The organism is Patulibacter sp. NPDC049589 (assembly GCF_040675535.1).
In the GTDB taxonomy this organism is placed as follows: domain Bacteria; phylum Actinomycetota; class Thermoleophilia; order Solirubrobacterales; family Solirubrobacteraceae; genus Patulibacter.
Genome location: NZ_JBFAPC010000107.1, coordinates 1 through 19,801, shown reverse-complemented (window position 1 = coordinate 19,801; position 19,801 = coordinate 1). Strand labels below are relative to the sequence as shown.

Below are 19,801 nucleotides of genomic sequence, written 5' to 3'. Positions count from 1 at the left end.
GATCGGCCGGATCGCCGTCAACAACCTGGCCGCGTCGAACAAGTTCTTCTCGTTCCTGAGCATGAACTACTACAACCAGGGCGAGGAGTCGACGTCCTGGATCACCGAGAAGAAGCTCAAGGACATCGCCTCCCAGGCCCCGGGCGTCGGTGCCGCCGCGATCAACGTCCGTGAGACGCCCGGCAGCCGCTCCCTCGCGGCCGAGGCGGACGCGAAGTTCAAGGGCCTCGGCGCCTCCGGCACCCCGGCGTTCTTCGTCCAGGCCCGCGGCACCAACGTCTACACCTCCGTCGAGTCCAGCGTCGACGCGATCAAGGCCGGCGTCGAGAAGGCCACGGCGAGCGCGAAGGCAGCGACGCGCTGATGCTGGACCGCCGCCTGCGGATCGCGCAGTACGTCTTCGCGGCGATCGGCCTCGCGGCGGCGATCTACCTCACGTACTCCAAGTACGAGCACGCCGGCGTCTGCGGCGTCAGCGCCGGCTGCACGATCGTCCAGCAGTCCGAGTGGTCGGAGCTCTTCGGGATCCCGGTCTCGGTGCTCGGCATCGTCGGCTACGTCGGGATCCTGCTGCTCCTGACCTTCCCGCGCAACGAGCTGGCCCGCCTCGCGCTGGTGATCGGGGCGGGAATCGGCTTCCTGTTCTCGCTGTTCCTCATGTACCGGGCCTACATCACGCTCGACGCGTTCTGTCCGTTCTGCACGACGAGCGCGATCATGATGACGCTGCTGGCGATCACCAGCACGATCCGCTTCCTCCGCGGACCGGACCGCCCGGCGCTCGCCGGGGCGGGCCCGGCGCCGGAGGACCTGGACCTCGAGGACGACGAGGACGAGGACGAGCCGGCCGCCGAGGTCTCGGCCGCCTCGGCCGCCGGTGGGGACGGGCCGCAGGGCTCGAAGGCCTGAGCCGTGAACGACGACCTGGACGAGGCGATCGCGCGCAACCGCCGGGGACAGCTCGTCGGGCTCGCGTTCCTGGCCGCGGTCATCCTGATCGCGGTGGTCGTGGGGTCGGGCGCCTTCTCGGGCGACGACCCAGCGAAGGACGCCTCGGTCGTCCAGGGCGTGAAGGGGACGAAGGAGACGACCGCGCTCCTGCGCGGCATCCCGCAGAACGGCATGGTCCTCGGCGACCCCGACGCGCCGGTCACGGTCGTCGAGTTCGTCGACGTCAAGTGCCCGAACTGCAAGAGCTTCGTGCTCAAGGACGGGCCGCGAATCGTGCGCGACCTCGTGCGGACGGGCAAGGCGAACCTGGAGATGCGGATGCTCGCCGGGCTCGGCCCCGACAGCCCGCTCGGTCGGACCGCGGTCTTCGGAGCCTCGGCGCAGGGGCGGGCCTGGAACCTCGCCGAGCTTCTGTTCTACAACCAGAAGTCCGAGGGCCTCAAGTGGGTGACCCCGGCGCTGCTGCAGAAGATCGGCGGCGTCGCCCCCGAGCTCCGCGGGACCCCGATCCTGACCGCCCCGACGCCAGCGACGACCCGGCTCAGCAGCGAGTCCGAGGCCCTCAAGGTCCAGCTAGGCGTCAAGGGCACGCCCACGGTCTTCGTGCGTCGACGCGGGACCACCGCCCCCGGGGACTACCGCAAGGTCGACCTCAACGGCACGGGGTCGAGGGCGGGCAAGGTCATCGACGCGGTGTCCGACCTCGCCGGCTGAGCACAGCCTGTGGTTCATTCCGACCGCGCAGGTCGGGAACATAGGGTGATACCCTACGTGGGGTGAAGAAGACGTCGGTCTACCTGGAGGAGGCGCTGGACGAGGCTCTCGCCCTGCGCGCCGCCGAGGAGGGCGTCACGAAGGCCGAGTTCATCCGCCGCACGCTCACGGGCGCGGTCGGGCGACCCTCGCGGCCGAAGCCGTCGATCGGGGTCTTCGCGGGCCCCGTCGACTTCGCCGAGGACGCCGACCGGTACCTCGAGGAGACCGGGTTCGGCCTGTGAGCCTCGTCGTCGACACCTCGGTCGTCGTGGCCGCCCTGAATCGCAACGACCGGGCCCACGCCCAGGTCCGCGACTGGCTCCTCACGGTCGACGAGGACCTCTTCACCAGCCCCCTGGCGGTCGCCGAGATGGATCACCTCGTGGGCTCGCGCGGCGGCGTCGACGCGCAGCGCGCGCTCTGGGGTGACCTCGAGTCCGGTGTATACACCGTCCGCTGGTGGGCCGACGGTGTCGCCGACGTCCTCGACGTCGTGCAGCGCCGTGACGACATCGGGCTGACCGATGCGTCGCTCGTCGCGCTCGCCTCCCGTCTGCGCACCCGCCGCATCGCCACGCTCGACCACCGTCACTTCCGCACGCTGCAGACGCGCGACGGACAGCCCTTCGTGCTGCTCCCCGCCGACGCGCCGAATCAGTCCCTCACCGAATCCGAAGGACCCCTCGCATGAGCTCCGATCACCCCAACAGCTTCGGCGCCCAGGACACCCTGTCCGTCGGCGGCCGCGACATCGAGATCTTCCGCCTGGACGCGCTCCAGGAGCAGTACGACGTCGCGCGGCTGCCCTACAGCCTCAAGGTGCTGCTGGAGAACCTCCTGCGGACCGAGGGCAACGGCTCGGTGACGAAGGAGCAGATCGAGGCCCTGGCGACGTGGGACGCGAAGGCCGACCCGTCGGACGAGATCGCCTTCACGCCCGCCCGCGTGGTGCTGCAGGACTTCACCGGCGTCCCGGCGGTCGTCGACCTCGCCGCCATGCGCGACGCGATGAGCGACCTCGGCGGCGACCCGTCGAAGATCGAGCCGCTCGTCCCGGCCGAGCTCGTCATCGACCACTCGGTGCAGGTCGACGCCTTCGGCAACGCCCAGGCCTTCGCGTTCAACGCGCAGAAGGAGTTCGAGCGCAACGAGGAGCGGTACCAGTTCCTGCGCTGGGGCCAGGACGCCTTCGAGTCCTTCAAGGTCGTCCCGCCGGACACCGGCATCGTCCACCAGGTCAACCTCGAGTACCTGTCGCGCGCGGTCTTCCTCAAGGACGGCAAGAACGGCGCGCCGGCCCAGGCGTACCCGGACACGCTCGTCGGCACCGACTCGCACACGACGATGGTCAACGGCCTCGGCGTGCTGGGCTGGGGCGTCGGCGGCATCGAGGCCGAGGCCGCGATGCTCGGCCAGCCGATCCCGATGCTGATCCCGAACGTCATCGGCTTCCGCCTGAAGGGCTCGCTGCCCGAGGGCGCGACGGCGACCGACCTCGTCCTCACCGTCACCGAGCTGCTGCGCAAGACGGGCGTCGTCGGCAAGTTCGTCGAGTTCTTCGGCGAGGGCGTCACGCGCCTGCCGCTGGCGGACCGCGCGACGATCGGCAACATGAGCCCGGAGTTCGGCTCGACCGCGGCGATCTTCCCGATCGACGCGGAGACGATCCGTTACCTCGCCTTCACCGGCCGTCCGAAGGACCAGCTCGAGCTCGTCGAGGCGTACGCCAAGGCCCAGGGCCTCTGGCACGACCCGGAGGAGGAGCCCACCTTCTCGCAGGTCGTCGAGCTCGACCTCGGCGACGTCGTCCCGTCGATCGCCGGCCCGAAGCGCCCGCAGGACCGCGTGGCGCTGTCGGTGTCGAAGGAGGCCTTCCGGTCCTCGCTGGGCGACCTGCTCGCGGGGGACGACGGCGCGAGCGGCCCGTACGACAAGGCGCTCGACTCGACGTTCCCGGCCAGCGACCCGCCCGCGGCGTCGGAGCCCAGCGGCACGAACGGCTCCGCGGCCCACCCGGTCGAGGCCACGGCCGGCGATCACGCGGGCGGCACCGCCGTCCTGCAGTCCGACACCGCCACCCAGGTCGAGTACGACGGGCACACGTTCCCGCTCGACCACGGTCACGTCGTGATCGCCGCGATCACGTCCTGCACGAACACGTCGAACCCGTCGGTGATGGTCGCCGCCGGCCTCGTCGCCCGCAAGGCGCGCGAGCTCGGCCTCGACTCCAAGCCGTGGGTCAAGACGTCGCTGGCCCCGGGCTCGCTCGTCGTCACCGACTACCTCGAGCGCGCCGGCCTGAACGTCGACCTCGACGCGATCGGCTTCAACCTCGTCGGCTACGGCTGCACGACCTGCATCGGCAACTCCGGCCCGCTGCCGGAGCCGATCTCGAAGGCCGTCAACGAGCACGACCTGACGGTCACCTCCGTCCTGTCGGGCAACCGCAACTTCGAGGGCCGCATCAGCCCCGACGTGAAGATGAACTACCTGGCCTCGCCGCCGCTGGTCGTCGCCTACGCGCTGGCCGGCACGATGGACTTCGACATGGAGACCGACCCGCTCGGCATCGGCTCCGACGGCCAGGAGGTCTTCCTCAAGGACGTCTGGCCCACGACGGCCGAGGTCGCCCAGACGGTCGAGGAGTGCCTGCAGGCGGACATGTTCCGCTCCAGCTACGCCACGGTCTTCGACGGCGACAAGAACTGGCAGGAGCTCGACGTCCCCAAGGGCGACACGTACGCCTGGGACGACGCGTCCACCTACGTCCAGAAGGCCCCGTACTTCGACGGCATGCCCGCGCAGCCGGAGCCCGTCGTCGACATCTCCGGCGCCCGCGTGATGGCGAAGCTCGGTGACTCGGTCACGACCGACCACATCTCGCCCGCCGGCTCGATCAAGCGCGACGCCCCGGCCGGCAAGTACCTCGAGGGCCGCGGCGTGGCGCCTTCGGACTTCAACTCCTACGGTTCGCGCCGCGGCTCGCACGACGTGATGATCCGCGGCACGTTCGCGAACATCCGCCTGCGCAACCAGATGGCGCCGGGCACCGAGGGCGGCTTCACCCGCTACCTGCTCGACGACGGCCAGCTGCCCAAGGACGAGGTCACCTCGATCTACGAGGCGTCGGAGGCCTACATCAAGGCCGGCGTCCCGCTGGTCGTCCTGGGCGGCAAGGAGTACGGCTCCGGCTCCTCCCGCGACTGGGCGGCCAAGGGCACCAACCTGCTCGGCGTCCGCGCCGTGATCACCGAGTCGTTCGAGCGGATCCACCGCTCCAACCTCGTCGGCATGGGCGTCCTGCCGCTGCAGTACCCGGACGGCCAGACCGCCGAGTCCCTGGGCCTGACGGGTGAGGAGACGTTCACGATCACCGGCCTGGCCGACGCGCTGAACGCCGGCGAGCTGCCCAAGACGGTCCACGTCAAGGCCGACGACATCGAGTTCGAGGCGCGCGTCCGCATCGACACGCCGAAGGAGGCGGACTACTACCGCCACGGCGGCATCCTGCGCTACGTGCTGCGCCAGCTCGTCGCCGAGGGGTGATCCCGCGGGCGCCGGACGGCGTCCGGCCCGCAGGTCCTCGAGCGCCCCGGCCCGCCGGGGCGCTCGGCGTTCCGGGGCGCGGGGCCGTGCGGGGCGGGGGGCTGGTCGTGTCGTCCTGCGACGCCGATCCGCATCGGTCGTGCGGCGCGTTGGTGTGGTGCGGGCTCGTGTCGTCCCGCGACGCCGATCCGCACCGGTCGTGCGGCGCGTTGGTGTGGTGCGGGCTCGTGTCGTCCCGCGACACCGAACCGCACCGGTCGTGCGCCGCGTCTCAGTGGCCGGGTCGCAGGCCGGCTGCCGAGGAGGTGACCTCCTCGCGGCGCCTACGCGACGACGGCGGCGCCCGCCGCCGCCCAGGCGGCCTGGCGGTCGCGCGGGCGGCCGATGACGACGTCGGTGCCGTCGTCGAGGATCGGCCGCTGGAGCAGGGCCGGGTGCTCGACCAGGATCGCCACGACCTCGTCGACGCCCAGGCCGTCGGCGTCCAGGCCGAGGTCCTTGTATCGCTTGTCGCGCCGGATCAGCGCGTCGACCGGGTCGCCCTGGAGGCGCTCGGCGAGCGATCGGACCTCGTCCTCCGACAGGCGCTCCGCGACGAGCAGGTACTTGCGGACCGTCACCTCGTGGCCGGCGGCCTCGAGCGCGTCGAGGGCGTGCACCGAGGTCGGGCAGTGCGGGTTGTGCATCAGGGTCAGGGTCACGGGGCGATCCTATGCGCCGCCCGGTCCGTCGGGACCGGGACCGACCCGGGACTCGACCGTGGACGACGTACGGCCTAGATGATGGATTCCACGATCTCGCGGCGTGGTGCACGTTCCGGACGGCACCTGGCGCCACCCGGCACCTCAGTCAGACTTCCAGTCTGGCTCTCGGCACCGTGCGACGCCAGGACACCGCCCGGAACGCACCCCACACCCACGATCTCCGTGGAATCGACCATCTAGAGTCCGGGGCGAGCCCGGCGCGCGGCCGGGACCGGCGGCGCGGGGGCGGACGTGGGGTTCTTCAAGCAGGTCGCGACGGCGATGAGGCCGTCCAACATCGTCAAGGGTCTCGACGCGGCGCGCAATCCTCCCGACCAGGCGGCGATCGAGGCCGGCCTGGCGTCGCTGACGCCGGAGCAGCGCGCCGCCTACGACGCGAACATGGCGCGGGTCGCAGAGGCACAGGTCGCGAGTCAGGCGTCGTGGGAGGAGGCCCGGGCGATCCACGACGAGGCGCGGATCCTCGGCGGTCCCGCCGGGCGCTACCTGCACGGCGCGGGGATGGGCGACCTGGCGTCGCCGGACGAGCTCCAGGCCCGCATCGCGGAGGTCGGGCCGCTGGCGGCGATCAACGAGCAGCGGGCGCTGCGCAAGGGCGAGTTCCGGGACGGCGTCCGGCAGGCGCTGAACCGCGAGCGGGTCGCCCGGATCGACGATCCCGGCGAGCGTGCCGCCGCGGCCGTCGAGGAGCTGCGGGCCCGCGACGAGGCCCGATCGCCGTACCGCGCGGCGGACGCCCCGGTCGTCGTGGTCACCCGGCTGAGCGCCCGCGGCGACGGCCAGCTCGCGGCCGTGCTGGAGCACCTGAGCGCGTCGGGGCCGGCGGCGGACCGCGTCTTCGGCATCCATCGCGTCCCCGACCGGATCAGCCAGACCCGCACCCCGCACTCCGAGCGCGGGCGGGTCGTGGAGTGGGCGGTCGTGCACGAGGGGGAGGGGACGTCGCGCGTCGCGGCGGTCCCCGGCGCCGCGGATCCGGGCGCGGCCGGTCAGTCCTCCGGGCCGGCCGGCGAGTCCGCCGACGCGGGCCGTCCCGTCGCCACGTCCTTCGCCGCCCACGAGCAGTGGGTCGCGCGGCGGGCCGGTGAGCCGTCGGTGCTCGACGAGGAGGTGGGCCTCGCCTATTGCGCCGAGGCCGGGATCGGGCCCGAGCGCTGCTTCGGGCTCGCGCGGTTCTCCGAGTTCCGGGCGCTCCGGGGCGGTGAGGAGCACGACGCGATCCGGACGCTCGTCCGCGGCCTCGTCGTCGTCCACCCCGACGTCGGGCCGGAGCGCTTCGCGCGCATGCAGGCCGCCGCGCCGCTCGCCCCGCTGCGCGCCGACGACGTCCACCTCGAGGTCCTCAACTGGTCGGCCGTCGCCGACGCCCAACACCCGCGGATCCACCACCCGCCGCCGGTGCCGTCGCCGTTCCCGTACCTGCCCGGGACCCCGGAGGAGCTGCTGCGGGCGTACCTCGAGGTCGTCGGCGTCCGCGCGACCGACTGCTACGCCGCGCAGGCGACGGTCGACCGCCCGCGCGAGCTGCGGCAGGGCGGACTGCTCACGACGAACACCGGCCCGGAGCAGCCGTGCGCCGACGGCCGGGGGCGGATGCGCACCCACGGCGCCGAGCAGGTCGTGATCGCGTACCGGGACGCGCCGGCCTACGCCGCGGGCCGCGAGCGCTGGCTGGCGTACCAGCGGGACGTGCTCCTGGCGGACCTGCGCAAGGGCACCGGCGCCCGCCGGCCGGTCGTCGTCCCGGACGACGAGGACCTGGCGGGGCTCCCGAAGCTCCTGCGCGCCGCGGTCCGCGTGGGGGAGGCGATCGACGCCCTCGAGGACTGGGGCGGCGAGGCGCTCCCGCCGTACCGCTACTGCTGGCCGCCCGTGGCGTGAACGACGCGACGCCTCAGGCGCCGCCGTCGGCCAGGACGTGGTCGGCGACGCGGTCCGTCGCGCGCGCCAGCCGGCGGAAGTACGTCGTGCGGCTCATGTGCAGCTCGAGCATCGCGCGGGCGTGGCCGCCGTCCGGGTCCAGGTAGCCGCGGCGCAGCACCTGGGCCTGGAGCCGCTCCTCCGCCGAGTCGCCGAACGCCGCGCGCGAGGCCTGCTCGATCCGCGCGCGGACGGTCGCCGCCCGCTCGGTCAGGCCGATGCCGCGGGCGAGGGGGTTGACGCTCAGCGCCGTGGCGTCGTGGAAGCCGCGCAGCGCGTCGCGGACGGTGCCGGGATCCATCGTCGACGTCAGCTGGTGCGACGCGGGCGCGAGGCCCACCCCGTGGTAGACGAGGTCGCGGATCCACGACGCCGCGCCGCCGGGCCCGAAGTCCCGGACGAAGCACACGAGCCCGCCGTCGTCCGCGGGGTCCAGGTGGGGGACCCGCTCGTAGCCGATGGCCTCGAGCATCGCCATCCGCCCGGCGTCGACGGGGTCGAGGCCGACGTAGGCCCAGCGCGCCGTCGTCAGGCCCGCGGCCCGGATGACCGCGTGGTTGCCGGTCGCTACGACGGCGGCCTCCTCGGCGCGGTCGGCGTCCGGTGACAGGACGCCCGCCTCGCGCAGCAGCAGCGCGTCGCCGCCCGGCGCGCGCACGGCGGCGTCGGCGAGCCACGGGCCGACGACGGCGTCCTCGTGGGCCCACGCCGGGGCGCTCGAGGGGGTGATCGCCACGCCGTAGCCGACGATCTCGTCGGCGGTGTCGCGGACGAGCACGACGGCCTCGGGCGCCTCGTCGAACCAGCGGCGCAGGGCCGGCCAGCGCGGCACGACGCCGGGCGGGAGGCGCCCGGCGACGACGTCGGCGTCGCCCGGTCCGCTCCACTCCGCGCGGTGGGTGACGGGCGGCGGCGCGATCGCCCGGCGGATCTCCTCCTCGGCGATCAGCTCCGCCAGGTCGACGAAGAGGCGGACCTCGCCCTCGTTGATGCGGGCGTAGAGGTGGTCGGCGATGCGGCGGCGCAGCTCGTGCGCGTGGTTGCGGTCCGAAGCCTCCAAGGAGCCGCGGACCGCGCGGCGGACGCGGTCGTGGAGGGTGACGCGGGTGCCGACCTGCTCGCTGAAGGAGCGCGAGCGCAGCCACGCCTCGGCGTGGTCGCCGTCGGTGCCCGGCAGGACGGCCGACAGCAGGCGGGCATCGACGGCCAGGGCGATCGACGCGACGGCGAGGACCTCGCGGTCGGCGCCGCCGAGCTCGTCCGCGGCCAGGCGCTCGAGCAGGACGTCGGCCAGCAGGTCGTCCGCGTCCAGGTGGTCGAGGTCGGGCTCGTGGCCCGCCTGGATCGCGTCCCCGGCGACCGTCAGCGCCAGCGGCGAGCCCGCCGCCCAGGCCGTGATCCGGTCGGCCGCGGGCCCCGCGTCGAACCCGCGCAGGCGCAGGAGCTCGCGGGCGTCCTCGTCGGCGAGCGGCGAGATCCGCAGCGTCTGCAGGACCTCGGACCAGCCGTCCTCGCGCCAGGCCGGCTCGGGTGGTCGGCGACCGGCGATCAGGACCCGCGCGCCCGTCCCCAGCAGCGGGCGGACCCCCCGGCGCAGCAGCGCGCCGAGGGCCGGGACGGCCTCGTAGGTGTCCAGGACGAGGAGCGACCCGGCGTCCGGACGGTCCCGCGTGCGCAGGGCGGCCAACGCTGCCGCCAGGGCCTCGCCCGCCCCGTCGTGGTCGCGGCCGTCGACGCGGTGCACGTCGATCCCGCGGTCGCGGGCGCGGCGGACGACCTCGCGGACCAGCGCGCTCTTGCCGATCCCGCCGGGCCCGTGCAGCGCGAGCACGGGGCGGTCCGGGCGGTCGGCCAGGAAGGCGTCGAGGCGGTGCAGCTCGGCGCGGCGACCGGCGAAGCGCCGGCTCTCCAGGCCGTCGAGGTGGTCGCCGGTGGGCACGGGCGGAGGATACGACCGGCCCCGGCGACCCGGACGCGGGCGGACGCTCGTCCTGCCGCCGCGGCGCCAGGTCTGGCCGTGTGGTCCCCCCGCGGGACGGGGGCGTTCCCGCCCCGGGCGGCGCGACGGGGGAGGAGACCGGCCTCGCGGGAATCACGTGCCGACCACGCACGACCGCGCGGTGGCGTGCGTTCCGGCCACGCGGGATGGGCGCCCGCCCCGGCGGTCCTGGCGTGATCGGCCCCGCCGGGCCCGGCGTGATCTGATCCGCGGGTGAGCGTGCTCGATGTCGCGGTGGTCCTCGTGGCCGGCCTGGTGGCCGGGGGGATCAACGCGATCGTCGGGTCCGGGTCGCTCGTGACGTTCCCGGTGCTGCTGGCGGTGGGCTTCCCCGCGGTGACGGCCAACGTCTCCAACACGGTCGGGCTCGTCTTCGGGAACGTCTCCGCGGTCTGGGGCTACCGCCGGGAGCTGCGCGACCAGGGCCGGCGGGTCCTGCTGCTGGGCGCGGGGACGGGGACCGGCGCCGCGACCGGCGCGCTGCTGCTGCTCGTGCTCCCCGACGGCGTCTTCGACGCGATCGTCCCGCTGCTGATCCTGCTGGCGTGCTTCCTGATGGCGCGCCGGCCCGCGCCCGAGCAGACGACCGCGATCCTGACCCCGCAGCGGCTGGCGCTGCTCGGGGGCACGGCCTACGGCGTCGGCGTCTACGGCGGGTACTTCGGGGCGGCGCAGGGCGTGATCCTGCTGGCGGTGCTGCGGCTGCTGCTGCCCGACGCGCTGCAGCGGCTCAACGGCCTGAAGAACGCGCTGGTCGGGATCGCCAACGGGGTCGCGGCGATCGGCTTCGTCCTCTTCGCGCACGTCGCGTGGGACGCCGCGGGCCTCGTCGCCGCGGGCTCGATCGTCGGCGCGGCGCTCGGCGCCCGCTACGGCCGACGCCTGCCCGACCGGGTGCTGCGCGGAGTCGTGGTCGTCGGCGGGACGCTCGTCGCGGTGGTGCTGGCGGTGCGGCTCGTGGTGTGAGGGACGCGCCATTGGGGCGCCCCGCGGCCCCGGACCGGGGAGCCCTGGTCGGCAGCCGGGACCGCCACCGCGCCTGGGACGGGCGGAAGGCGACGGCGATGCCGGCCACGGCATCCGGGTCCGGCGGGCCCAGTGCCCGCGGCCCTACAGCCCCGCGAGGTGCCGGGTGTGGAATCCCGTCCGGCGGCCGATCACCGGGCGCCAGCGGACGCCCGAGGCGCCTCCCGGATCCCCGACGGCGCTCGTGTCCAGGCGCAGGCCCGCGATCTCCATGTAGACGTGGCCGTCGTTGGCGTGCACCGAGATCCACCGGCCCGCGCCGCGGGCGGCCCAGTGCGCGAACGTCCCGCTGACCATCGAGCCCTGCAGCAGGCCGCCGCGGATCAGCGCGTAGCCGACCGCGCCGGAGCAGTCGTAGCCCGTGTCGAACAGCTTCGCGTGGCCGCCGCCCCACTTGTACGGCCGGCCGACGATGAGGTTCGCGGCCGCGATCACGCGCTTGACGGCCTGCGGTGACGACCGCGGGATCGCGGCCTTGCCGTCGGTGCGGATCCGGGCGACGCGGCCCTTGACGGTGCGCCGGCTGCTCGGCACGGGGACGAGGAGCGCGGGGTCGGGGGCGACGCCGGTGCCCGAGGTGCCGTCGCCGTTCCCGTCGGTCGCCCCGTCGTCGTCGACCCCCGCGTCGCCGCCCGCCGCCGGGGCCGGGTCCGGGGCCTGGGCGGGGACCTCGTCCGCGCCGGCGCCGCCGGTCGGGAAGCTGCCGACGTCGACGTCCGCCACGGTGGTGGCCGACGCGCCGCCGCCCGACGGGTGCCCCGGACCACGTGGGCGGTCGGCGGACGCGGGGGACGGGGCCATCAGCACCACGGCGAGCAGGGCGGGGAGGGCCGCGAGGCGTCGAGTCACCTCCGAGGGATCGGCGAGAACGTGCGGGCCGCCGACCGTCGTGGACGATCGGTCGGCCCGGCGGGTGGACGGACGATGGGGTGCGACGGGCGGCTCGGCACGACGCGCGGGTGCCCGGGGCGCCTCACGGCCGGCCCGACTCCGGCGCAGGGCGCGGTCGACACGGGACACCGCCTGGCCGACGATCGACCGACCCCCGGCCGGCAGACTCGGGCGCAAGGCGCGGCCGAGATCGGCCCCGGCCCGTCCGGCCGTCCCGGCGAGGACCCCCGCCCGTCGGGCCCGACGGCGTCCGGGAGCGCCCGGCGACCGGTCATGTGGGAGGGTCCCCGGGTCGGGTACCCGCACCCCGTCCGCCGTCCGTCCGTGTCCCGCCGCCGCTCCGCCGCCGATCCCGCCCTCGACGACCTCGTCGAGCTGACGCTGCGGCTGTCGGCGATCCCCGCGCCGACCGGCGACGAGGGGCCCCGCGGCGACGCGGTCCGCGGCCTGTTCGACGCCGTGGGCCTGGAGACCGACCGCGACGAGGTCGGCAACGTGCTCGCCCGCCGGCCCGGCACGGACCCGGCCCTCCCGGCCGTCGTCGTCTCCGCGCACCTCGACACCGTCTTCGGGCCGGAGGTCGTCCTGGAGCCGCGCCGCGACGGCGACCGGCTCGTCGCCCCGGGCGTGGGCGACAACACCGTCGCCGTCGCCACCCTCGTCGTCCTCGCCCGCGATCTCGCGGCCGGCACCCTGGCCGGGCCGGTCCCCGTCGTCCTCGCCGCGACGGTCGGCGAGGAGGGCCTCGGTGACCTGCGGGGCGCCAAGCACCTGCTCCGCACGGTCCCCGCGCGCGCGTACGTGTCGCTCGAGGGTCACCTGCTCGACGAGCTCGTCGTGGGTGGCATCGGCTCCGTCCGCCTGCGCGCGTCGTACGAGGGGCCGGGCGGGCACTCGTGGGGCGACCGCGACGCCCCCAGCGCCGTCCACGCGATGCTCGCGGCCGGCGCCGCCGCCCTGCAGGCCGTCCCGCCGGGCCGCCACGCCAACCTCGGAGTCGCCCACGGCGGGACGACCGTCAACGCGATCGCCGGCCGTGCGTCGCTGCTCGTCGACCTGCGCGACGAGGACGAGGACCGGCTCGAGGAGACGACCCGCATCGTCAGTGCCGCCCTCGGCCGGGCGCCCGCCGGGATCACCGCGCGCGTCGAGCGGATCGGCCACCGGCCGGCCGGCCGCATGGCGGGCGACGCGCCGCTCGTCCGCGCCGCGCGGGCCGCCCGCGCCGACGCCGGCCTGCGTCCCGCACGCGAGGACGTCGGCTCGACCGAGTGCAACGCGGCCTTCCCGCTGGACGTACCGACCGTGTGCGTGGGCCTGACCCGCGGCGCCGACATGCACCGCGAGAGCGAGTGGATCGCGATCCCGCCGCTCGCCGACGGCCTGGCGGTCGTCCGGGCGCTCGTGCGGCGGCTGACGGCCTGAGGCGGAGGAGTCCGCGGCGCGGTCCGGGACGGGGCGGCGAGCGGGTCGTGCGCCGCGGCGCCCCGCGACGCGTCCTCGTGCCCGCGGGACGACCTCGGTGCGCCGTCGCGCGCTGCGGTGCGTCCTGGTTCCCCGGGGGACGACGCCGGGGCGCCGTCGCGCGCTGCGGTGCGTCCTGGTTCCCCCCCGGGACGTCCTCGGTGCCGCACCCGTCTCCGGTCGTGACGGCCGGCCGCTGCTGCCGTGCCGGATCCGTGGCACGCGGGGTCCCGGCGGGCGCCGGTGGTAGGACTGCGGCATGCCCGACGACCTGATCACCGGCGACGACGACGTGACCCGGTGCGGCTGGGGCGGCGGTCCCGAGGTCTACCGCGCCTACCACGACGAGGACTGGGGCCGGCCGCTGCACGGGGAGCGCGCGCTGTTCGAGCTGCTGACGCTGGAGACCTTCCAGAGCGGGCTCTCGTGGCTCACGATCCTGCGCAAGCGCCCCGCGTTCGTGGCGGCGTTCGACGGCTTCGATCCCGAGCGCGTGGCGGCGTACGGGGACGAGGAGACCGCCCGGCTGCTAGCCGACGCGGGCATCGTGCGCAACCGGCTGAAGGTCGCCGCCGCGATCACGAACGCCCGCGCGACGGTGGCGCTGCGGGACGACGAGGGCCTGGACGCGTTCTTCTGGTCGTTCGCGGACGCCGCCCGGGACGAGCGCCCGGCTCCCGACTGGCGGCCGGCCTCGATGGCGGACGTCCCGTCGTGGACGGTGGCCTCCAAGGCGATGGCCAAGGCGTTCAAGGCGCGCGGCTTCGCGTTCGTCGGACCGACCGTCGCGTACGCCTTCATGCAGTCGGCGGGCGTGGTGGACGACCATCTGACCGGGTGCGTGCGCGCGGCGGCGTGAGGCACGCGCGTCGGGCGCGCGCCCCTTTGGTCCCACGCCGGGACCCGGGCTCGTGCGGGAGCGGCGCGGGGCGCGACGTCTCGGTCCGCGCCGCCCGCGACGTCGGCGCGACCGCTCCCGGCCCCGCCCGCCCGGACCGACGATCCCGACCGCGATCGTGGTTGCCTCCGGTCCTTGACCTGCAGCGTGGTCGAGGTCCTAGGGTCGCGGTCATGGGCGACATCACCGGGTCGGCGGACCATCGAACGAGCCGGGACGGATGCGGACGGCGAGCGGCCGCATCGGCCTCCGGCCGGAGGCGAACGCGGACCGCCCCTGACCGCATCGCCGGAGAGACTCGACCGATGTTCCAGACCCCACCGTCGCCACCCGCGCGCCCCGCCACCCCAGGACCCCGGGGGACGGTCCGATGACCGGCCCCGTGGAGCTCACCACCCCGCGGGCGAAGACCCTCGCCCTCCTCCTGCTCGCGTCGACGCAGTTCATCGTGGTCGTCGACGCGTCGATCGTGAACGTCGCGCTGCCGAGCATCGGCACCAGCCTCGACTTCGCGCAGGACGACCTCTCGTGGGTCGTCAACGCCTACACGCTGGTCTTCGGCGGCTGTCTCCTGCTCGGCGGGCGCCTCGCCGACCTGCTCGGCCGGCGCCGGCTGTTCATGACCGGCCTGATCCTCTTCTCGCTGGCGTCGCTGGCCGGCGGCCTGGCGGCGAACGACATCCAGCTCATCGTCGCCCGGGCGTTCCAGGGGCTCGGCGCGGCGCTCGTCTCGCCGGCCGCGCTGTCGATCGTGACGACGACCTTCGCCGAGGGAGCCGAGCGCAACAAGGCGCTGGGCGTCTGGGGCGCGGTCGCCGGGGCCGGCGGCGCCGCCGGCGTCCTGCTGGGCGGGGTCCTGACCGAGTATCTCGGCTGGGAGTGGGTCCTGTGGGTCAACGTGCCCGTCGGGCTCGCCGCGGCCGGTCTTGCCCCGCGCCTGCTGCCCGAGAGCCGGGACGACCACGAGCACCGCTCGTTCGACCTGCCCGGGGCGTTCGCCGTCACGGCCGGCCTCGCGGTGCTGGTCTACGCGGTCGTCGACGCCGAGCGGGCCGGGTGGGGCTCGCTGCAGACGATCGGCCTCGGGGTCGTCGCCGTCGCGCTGCTGGCGGGCTTCCTGCTCGTCGAGTCCCAGGCGCGCAAGCCGCTGCTGCCGCTCTCGACCTTCCGCCTGAAGACCCTGCGCGGGGCCAACGTCGTCGGCCTGCTCGTCGGCATGTCGCTGTTCTCGATGTTCTACTTCGTCTCGCTCTACCTGCAGCAGGTGCTGGGCTTCGACGCCCTGGAGGCCGGGTTCGCGTACCTGCCGCTCTCGATCGCGATCATCGTCTCGGCCGGCGTCGCCTCCGTCCTGGTGACGCGGCTCGGCTTCAAGCCGGTCCTGATCACCGGTCTGCTGCTCGTCTGCGCCGGCCTGCTGTGGTTCTCGCGGGTGTCGGTCGGCGGCTCGTTCGCGGCGGACGTCCTCGGGCCGTCCCTGGTGGCCGCGGTCGGCCTGGGCTTCTCGTTCGTCCCGGTCACGATCGCCGCCGTCTCGGGCACCCGACCCGACCAGGCCGGCCTCGCGTCGGGTCTGATCAACACCTCGCAGCAGGTCGGCGGCGCCCTGGGCGTGGCGATCCTCGCCTCGGTGGCGACCTCCGTCTCCGGCGGCGTCGACCCCCGCAGCCGCCTGTCGCCCTCCCAGCTGGTCGACCTGACGGACGGCTTCTCGGCGGCCTTCCTGGTCGGCGCGGCCTTCGCCCTGGCCGGCGCGCTGGCGGCGTTCTTCCTGATCTCGACGCGCGACTCCCGCGCGATGATCGAGGCCGCGAAGGCGGGAGAGCCGACGCCGGCAGCGCTCTGAGGGCCGGGGCCCTGACAAGGTCCGGGCGTCGGGGGCCGCACCTCGTCGGGCCGACGTCGCTGGAGCGGGCTGCGTCCTCCCCGCCGGGCGGCGGCGCGGGTCCGCTGCGGTGGACGGGCATGGCGGCCGGTGCGGCGCGGCGCGCGTTCGGCCGCCCTTCGGCCTGAGTTTGCCGCGCTGGGCGGGGACAACTCGGGCCAGAGCGGAGCGGCGACCCGCCCGTCGCCCTTCGGCCCGAGTTTGCCGCGCTGGGCGGGGACAACTCGGGCCGGAGCGGAGCGCGGCGGGGCGTGCTCCGGCCCGCCACTCGCCCTCGGCCCGCCGCCTCACCGCCACCTGCCGCAGCACCCCCGTCCCGTCCCGTCCCGACCCGCCGACCGACCCGGGACCGCAGCCCCCCGGCCAACCGGCCTGCTGCGGTCTCGGCCCGTGCGCTGCCTCAGGCTCCCGCGGCGTCCGCCAGGTGGCGGCGCCAGCCGCCCGGGATCGGGGCGGTCGGGGCCGCCGGGTCGACCGCCGCGGCGACGAAGCCCAGGCGGCGCGTGCCGTCGAGGAGGGCGACTGGGCCGAGGGCCAGGCCCTCCGGGACCTCGCCCGCCAGTGAGCCGAGGAGGGCGGCGTCGACGCTCCAGACCTCGACCTCGACCTGGCCGGCCGAGCCCTCCGGGGCGGCGGAGCCGGCGACGGGGCGCGCGAGGCCCGGCCGGACGCCCATCGGCGTCTGGACGATCCGGATGCCGTGGCCCGACGCCGTCCGGGTCTGGCGCACGAAGGTCGCGCCGCGGTCCAGCAGCTGCGGATTGGCGGGCAGGCCGGCCATGTGGGCGCCGGCGACGACGACCTCGACGCGGCCGCTGCCGTCGGTCGGGGTGGCGGGGGGAACCACGGTGCCGCGGGTGGGCCCGGCGACCGCGCCGGCCGTCGCCCTGCCGGCGCTGCCGACGTCGTCGCCGACCACCCCGACGTCGTGCACCGCCTCGCCGCCGCCGCCCGCCGACGTCGCCCCGCCGCCCGCCGATGTCGCCCCGCCGCCACCCAGCGACCGCTCCCAGGTCGCCCCGAACTCCAGCAGCAGCTCGTCGTGCCAGGCCGGGGCGAGGAGGGTGACGCCGAAGGGGAGGCCGTCGGGGCGCGGCGGGCCGGGGACGGCCAGGGCGCAGAGGTCGAGCAGGTTGACGAAGTTCGTGAACCGGCCCAGCTGCGTGTTGACGCCGACCGGGTCGGCCTCGACCTCGGCGACGGTCGGGTGGATCGGGGCGGTCGGGGCCAGGAGCGCGTCCACGGTCGCGAGCGTCGCGTGGGTGGTGACGCGCAGCGCCTGCAGGCGGTACCCGGCCTCGAACGCCTCGACGGCCCGCGGCTCGCGACCGGAGAGCACGATCCCGGCGACGGTCGGATCGGCGTCGGCGGGCCCGGTCTCGAGGAACGCGCCGACGGCGGCGTAGCGCTCGGCGACCCACGGGCCCTCGTAGAGCAGCTTCCCGGCGGCGACGAACGGCTCGAGGTCGACGGGGACGACCTCGACGTCGTCGCGATCCTCCAGTGCGGTGATCGCGGCGGCCCAGGCGGCGCGCGTCTGGTCGTCGCCGGCGAGCACGAGCGCGTCCCGGTCCACCCCGACGCGCCATGGGCGCGGGGCCTCGGTGACGCGCGCGCCCCCGACCGTCGTCACGCCGCCGGCTGTCCCACGAGCCTCGGTCGTCGTGCCGGCCACCGTCCCGCCGCCGACGGCTCCTCCGGCCCCGCCCCCGAGCCGCGCCGCCGCCGCGTCCGCCCCGCCCGGCCGGCCGCGCGACGACGGGTCCGCCGGGTCGGTCGGTCCGCCCGGGTAGGGCGCCGGGCCGGTCGAGCGGGTCAGGGCCTCGAGCACGGTCGCGGCGGTGTCGACGTCGCGCGTGAAGACGGAGACGCAGTCCAGGGAGCGGCACGCCGGCACGACGCCGGCGGTGCTCAGGCGGCCGAGCGTGGGCTTCAGGCCGACCAGGCCGTTGAACGCGGCGGGCACGCGACCGGACCCGGCGGTGTCGGTGCCGAGCGCGAAGTCGACGTCGCCGCGTGCCACGGCGACCGCGGAGCCCGAGCTCGAGCCGCCGCTCACCCGCGACGGATCGTGGACCGAGCGCGGCGCGCCGTAGGGCGAGCGGGTGCCGACCAGGCCGGTGGCGAACTGGTCGAGGTTCGTCTTGCCGACCGGCACCGCGCCGTGGGCGATCAGCTGCTCGACGACGGTGGCCGAGCGCTCGGGGACGAACGCGTACGACGGGCAGGCGGCCGTCGTCGGGGCGCCGGCGACGTCGATGTTGTCCTTCACCGCGAACGTCAGTCCGGCGAGCGCGGCCTGCGGGCCCGCGGCCTCGGCCTGCACGACGAAGCCGTCGAGCGTCGCGTCGTCGACCACGTGGAGGAACGACGGGTCGTCCTGCGCGGCCGCCCGGTCGCGGGCGGCGCGCGCGAGCTCGGTCACGTCGGCCACGCCCCGCCGTACGGCGGCCAGGACCGCGCCGGCGTCCCGCGGGGCGAAGCCCGTGCCGCCCGGTCCATCCGGCGCGGCCGCGCGCTCCGTGGACGTGGCGTCGCCCGCCGGATCGGGGGTGATGGCGCTGCTCTGGGGCATCGGGCTCTCGGTCTCGCGGGGTGTCGGTCGTTGGATGGTGTCAGGCGGCCCAGGAGGCGCGCTCGCGCTCGAAGGCGGCGGAGCGCCGCTCGCGGTGCGCGTCGATCTCGGCGGGGTGCGCGGCCTCGAGGGCGCGGCGGTCGGCGAGGGTGAACGGGCGCTCGCGGATCGAGACGACATGGTGGCCGTCCTTGGCGCGGGCGCGGAGGCGCAGGAGCTCGTCGGCGGACACGAGCTCGAAGCGCAGGACGTCGAAGTGCCGCAGCAGCCACGGCTTCTCGGGCGTGCGGCCCTCCTCGTCGCGGCGCATCCAGACCGGGACGGTGCGGCCGAACAGCTGGTAGCCGCCGGGGCCCTCCATGCCGTAGACGCAGAGGAACGCGCCGCCGATGCCGACGGCGTTCTCCGGCGTCCACGTGCGGGCCGGCGTGTACTTCGTCGTCACCAGCTGGTGACGCGGGTCCAGCGGCAGGGCCACTGGCGCGCCGAGGTAGACGTCGCCCAGGCCGACGACGACGTACTGCGTGTCGAGGATCAGGTCCTGGACCGACTGCTTGTCGGCCAGCCCGTTGATCCGGCGGATGTACTCGATGTTGTCCGGCGCCCAGGGGGCCTCCGGGAAGACGTGCTCCTGGTAGTGGACCATCGCCTTGACGGCCTCCGGGTCCTCCCACGACAGCGGCATCGTGACCTCGCGGGCCGGCACCTCGAGGGCGTCGGTCGCGGGCAGGTCGTGCTCGAGCTGCTGCAGCTCGTCCATCAGCCGCGGCAGCGCCAGGCGGTCGGGGTCGAAGCGGACCTGCAGGCAGCGGACGCCGGGGGTCAGGTCGCGGACGCCGGGCAGCGCGCGCTCGCGGATCGCCTGCTGCAGGCCGTGCACGCGGAGCCGCAGCGCGAAGTCGATCGACGGGTCGCCGTACTCGACGACGAGGTTCTCGTCGCCGGCCCGGCGGAAGCGCATCGTCGGCTGGCCGTCGCGGCCGGGCAGCTCGGCGAGGATCGCCGGGGCGGCCTCGGCGGGTGTTGCGACCACGTCCCGGGCGCCGCGGGCGCCGACCCGCGATTACCCGACCGGCAGACCAATGGGATCGCACCCAGGAGGTCGTCGGTTCGAGCCCGACTAGCT

16 protein-coding genes are annotated in these 19,801 nt (G+C 75.3%); 11 read left to right on the top strand and 5 right to left on the bottom strand.

Annotated features, from left to right (window positions below; genetic code table 11):
* The 6 genes from AB0L40_RS18455 to AB0L40_RS18430 form a co-directional block, all read left to right on the top strand.
* A partial coding sequence (locus AB0L40_RS18455; RefSeq protein WP_364357751.1) for a hypothetical protein occupies positions 1 to 364 on the top strand: 364 nt, incomplete at its 5' end.
* On the top strand, positions 364 to 909 hold the full coding sequence (locus AB0L40_RS18450; RefSeq protein ID WP_364357748.1) for a vitamin K epoxide reductase family protein: 546 nt from the start codon (positions 364 to 366) through the stop codon (positions 907 to 909). The genes AB0L40_RS18455 and AB0L40_RS18450, both read left to right, overlap by 1 nt.
* Before the next feature lie 3 nt (positions 910 to 912).
* The gene (locus AB0L40_RS18445; protein ID WP_364357745.1) at positions 913 to 1,665 is read left to right on the top strand and encodes a thioredoxin domain-containing protein; all 753 of its coding nucleotides are present in this window, start codon (positions 913 to 915) and stop codon (positions 1,663 to 1,665) included.
* 62 nt (positions 1,666 to 1,727) lie between these two features.
* Positions 1,728 to 1,949: a CopG family transcriptional regulator gene (locus tag AB0L40_RS18440; RefSeq protein WP_364357742.1), complete on the top strand. Its 222-nt coding sequence runs from the start codon at positions 1,728 to 1,730 to the stop codon at positions 1,947 to 1,949.
* Positions 1,946 to 2,398, top strand: coding sequence for a PIN domain-containing protein (locus AB0L40_RS18435; RefSeq protein WP_364357739.1), 453 nt, complete (start codon positions 1,946 to 1,948; stop codon positions 2,396 to 2,398). The genes AB0L40_RS18440 and AB0L40_RS18435 overlap by 4 nt, the downstream gene beginning before the upstream one ends.
* Positions 2,395 to 5,253 (top strand): aconitate hydratase, encoded by a 2,859-nt coding sequence (locus tag AB0L40_RS18430; RefSeq protein WP_364357736.1) that lies wholly within the window; start codon positions 2,395 to 2,397, stop codon positions 5,251 to 5,253. The genes AB0L40_RS18435 and AB0L40_RS18430 overlap by 4 nt, the downstream gene beginning before the upstream one ends.
* Before the next feature lie 323 nt (positions 5,254 to 5,576).
* Here the strand turns inward: AB0L40_RS18430 and AB0L40_RS18425 are convergent, their stop codons facing one another.
* Positions 5,577 to 5,954 carry an ArsC/Spx/MgsR family protein gene (locus AB0L40_RS18425; protein ID WP_364357733.1) on the bottom strand — a complete coding sequence of 126 codons (378 nt, stop codon included), beginning with the start codon at positions 5,952 to 5,954 and terminating at the stop codon, positions 5,577 to 5,579.
* A gap of 294 nt (positions 5,955 to 6,248) precedes the next feature.
* Here AB0L40_RS18425 and AB0L40_RS18420 point away from each other — a divergent pair, with 294 nt between their 5' ends.
* Positions 6,249 to 7,898 carry a hypothetical protein gene (locus AB0L40_RS18420; RefSeq protein WP_364357730.1) on the top strand — a complete coding sequence of 550 codons (1,650 nt, stop codon included), beginning with the start codon at positions 6,249 to 6,251 and terminating at the stop codon, positions 7,896 to 7,898.
* Positions 7,899 to 7,911: 13 nt separating this feature from the next.
* On the opposite strand, the gene AB0L40_RS18415 is transcribed toward AB0L40_RS18420, so the two are convergent.
* The gene (locus AB0L40_RS18415; protein WP_364357727.1) at positions 7,912 to 9,876 is read right to left on the bottom strand and encodes an AAA family ATPase; all 1,965 of its coding nucleotides are present in this window, start codon (positions 9,874 to 9,876) and stop codon (positions 7,912 to 7,914) included.
* 273 nt (positions 9,877 to 10,149) lie between these two features.
* Between AB0L40_RS18415 and AB0L40_RS18410 the strand changes: the two genes are divergently transcribed.
* Positions 10,150 to 10,902, top strand: coding sequence for a sulfite exporter TauE/SafE family protein (locus tag AB0L40_RS18410; RefSeq protein WP_364357724.1), 753 nt, complete (start codon positions 10,150 to 10,152; stop codon positions 10,900 to 10,902).
* Positions 10,903 to 11,046: 144 nt separating this feature from the next.
* Here AB0L40_RS18410 and AB0L40_RS18405 read toward each other — a convergent pair whose 3' ends face one another.
* The gene (locus tag AB0L40_RS18405; RefSeq protein WP_364357721.1) at positions 11,047 to 11,811 is read right to left on the bottom strand and encodes a hypothetical protein; all 765 of its coding nucleotides are present in this window, start codon (positions 11,809 to 11,811) and stop codon (positions 11,047 to 11,049) included.
* Between the two features lie 366 nt (positions 11,812 to 12,177).
* On the opposite strand from AB0L40_RS18405, the gene AB0L40_RS18400 reads away from it, so the two are divergent.
* From AB0L40_RS18400 to AB0L40_RS18390, 3 genes are all read left to right on the top strand, one after another.
* Positions 12,178 to 13,278, top strand: coding sequence for a M20/M25/M40 family metallo-hydrolase (locus AB0L40_RS18400; protein ID WP_364357718.1), 1,101 nt, complete (start codon positions 12,178 to 12,180; stop codon positions 13,276 to 13,278).
* Between the two features lie 298 nt (positions 13,279 to 13,576).
* Positions 13,577 to 14,176 carry a DNA-3-methyladenine glycosylase I gene (locus AB0L40_RS18395; RefSeq protein ID WP_364357715.1) on the top strand — a complete coding sequence of 200 codons (600 nt, stop codon included), beginning with the start codon at positions 13,577 to 13,579 and terminating at the stop codon, positions 14,174 to 14,176.
* 409 nt (positions 14,177 to 14,585) lie between these two features.
* On the top strand, positions 14,586 to 16,061 hold the full coding sequence (locus tag AB0L40_RS18390) for an MFS transporter (RefSeq protein ID WP_364357712.1): 1,476 nt from the start codon (positions 14,586 to 14,588) through the stop codon (positions 16,059 to 16,061).
* Between the two features lie 439 nt (positions 16,062 to 16,500).
* Here the strand turns inward: AB0L40_RS18390 and AB0L40_RS18385 are convergent, their stop codons facing one another.
* Complete coding sequence (locus AB0L40_RS18385) at positions 16,501 to 18,675, bottom strand: amidase family protein (RefSeq protein WP_364357710.1); 2,175 nt, start codon at positions 18,673 to 18,675, stop codon at positions 16,501 to 16,503.
* 40 nt (positions 18,676 to 18,715) lie between these two features.
* Positions 18,716 to 19,708: a carboxyltransferase domain-containing protein gene (locus tag AB0L40_RS18380; protein ID WP_364357707.1), complete on the bottom strand. Its 993-nt coding sequence runs from the start codon at positions 19,706 to 19,708 to the stop codon at positions 18,716 to 18,718.
* Positions 19,709 to 19,801 lie beyond the last annotated feature (93 nt).

Coding starts and splice junctions, on each gene's coding strand:
- AB0L40_RS18395 (WP_364357715.1), top strand. CDS start 13,577: ATGCCCGACGACCTGATCACCGGCGACGACGACGTGACCCGGTGCGGC.
- AB0L40_RS18450 (WP_364357748.1), top strand. CDS start 364: ATGCTGGACCGCCGCCTGCGGATCGCGCAGTACGTCTTCGCGGCGATC.
- AB0L40_RS18430 (WP_364357736.1), top strand. CDS start 2,395: ATGAGCTCCGATCACCCCAACAGCTTCGGCGCCCAGGACACCCTGTCC.
- AB0L40_RS18390 (WP_364357712.1), top strand. CDS start 14,586: ATGACCGGCCCCGTGGAGCTCACCACCCCGCGGGCGAAGACCCTCGCC.
- AB0L40_RS18385 (WP_364357710.1), bottom strand. CDS start 18,675: ATGCCCCAGAGCAGCGCCATCACCCCCGATCCGGCGGGCGACGCCACG.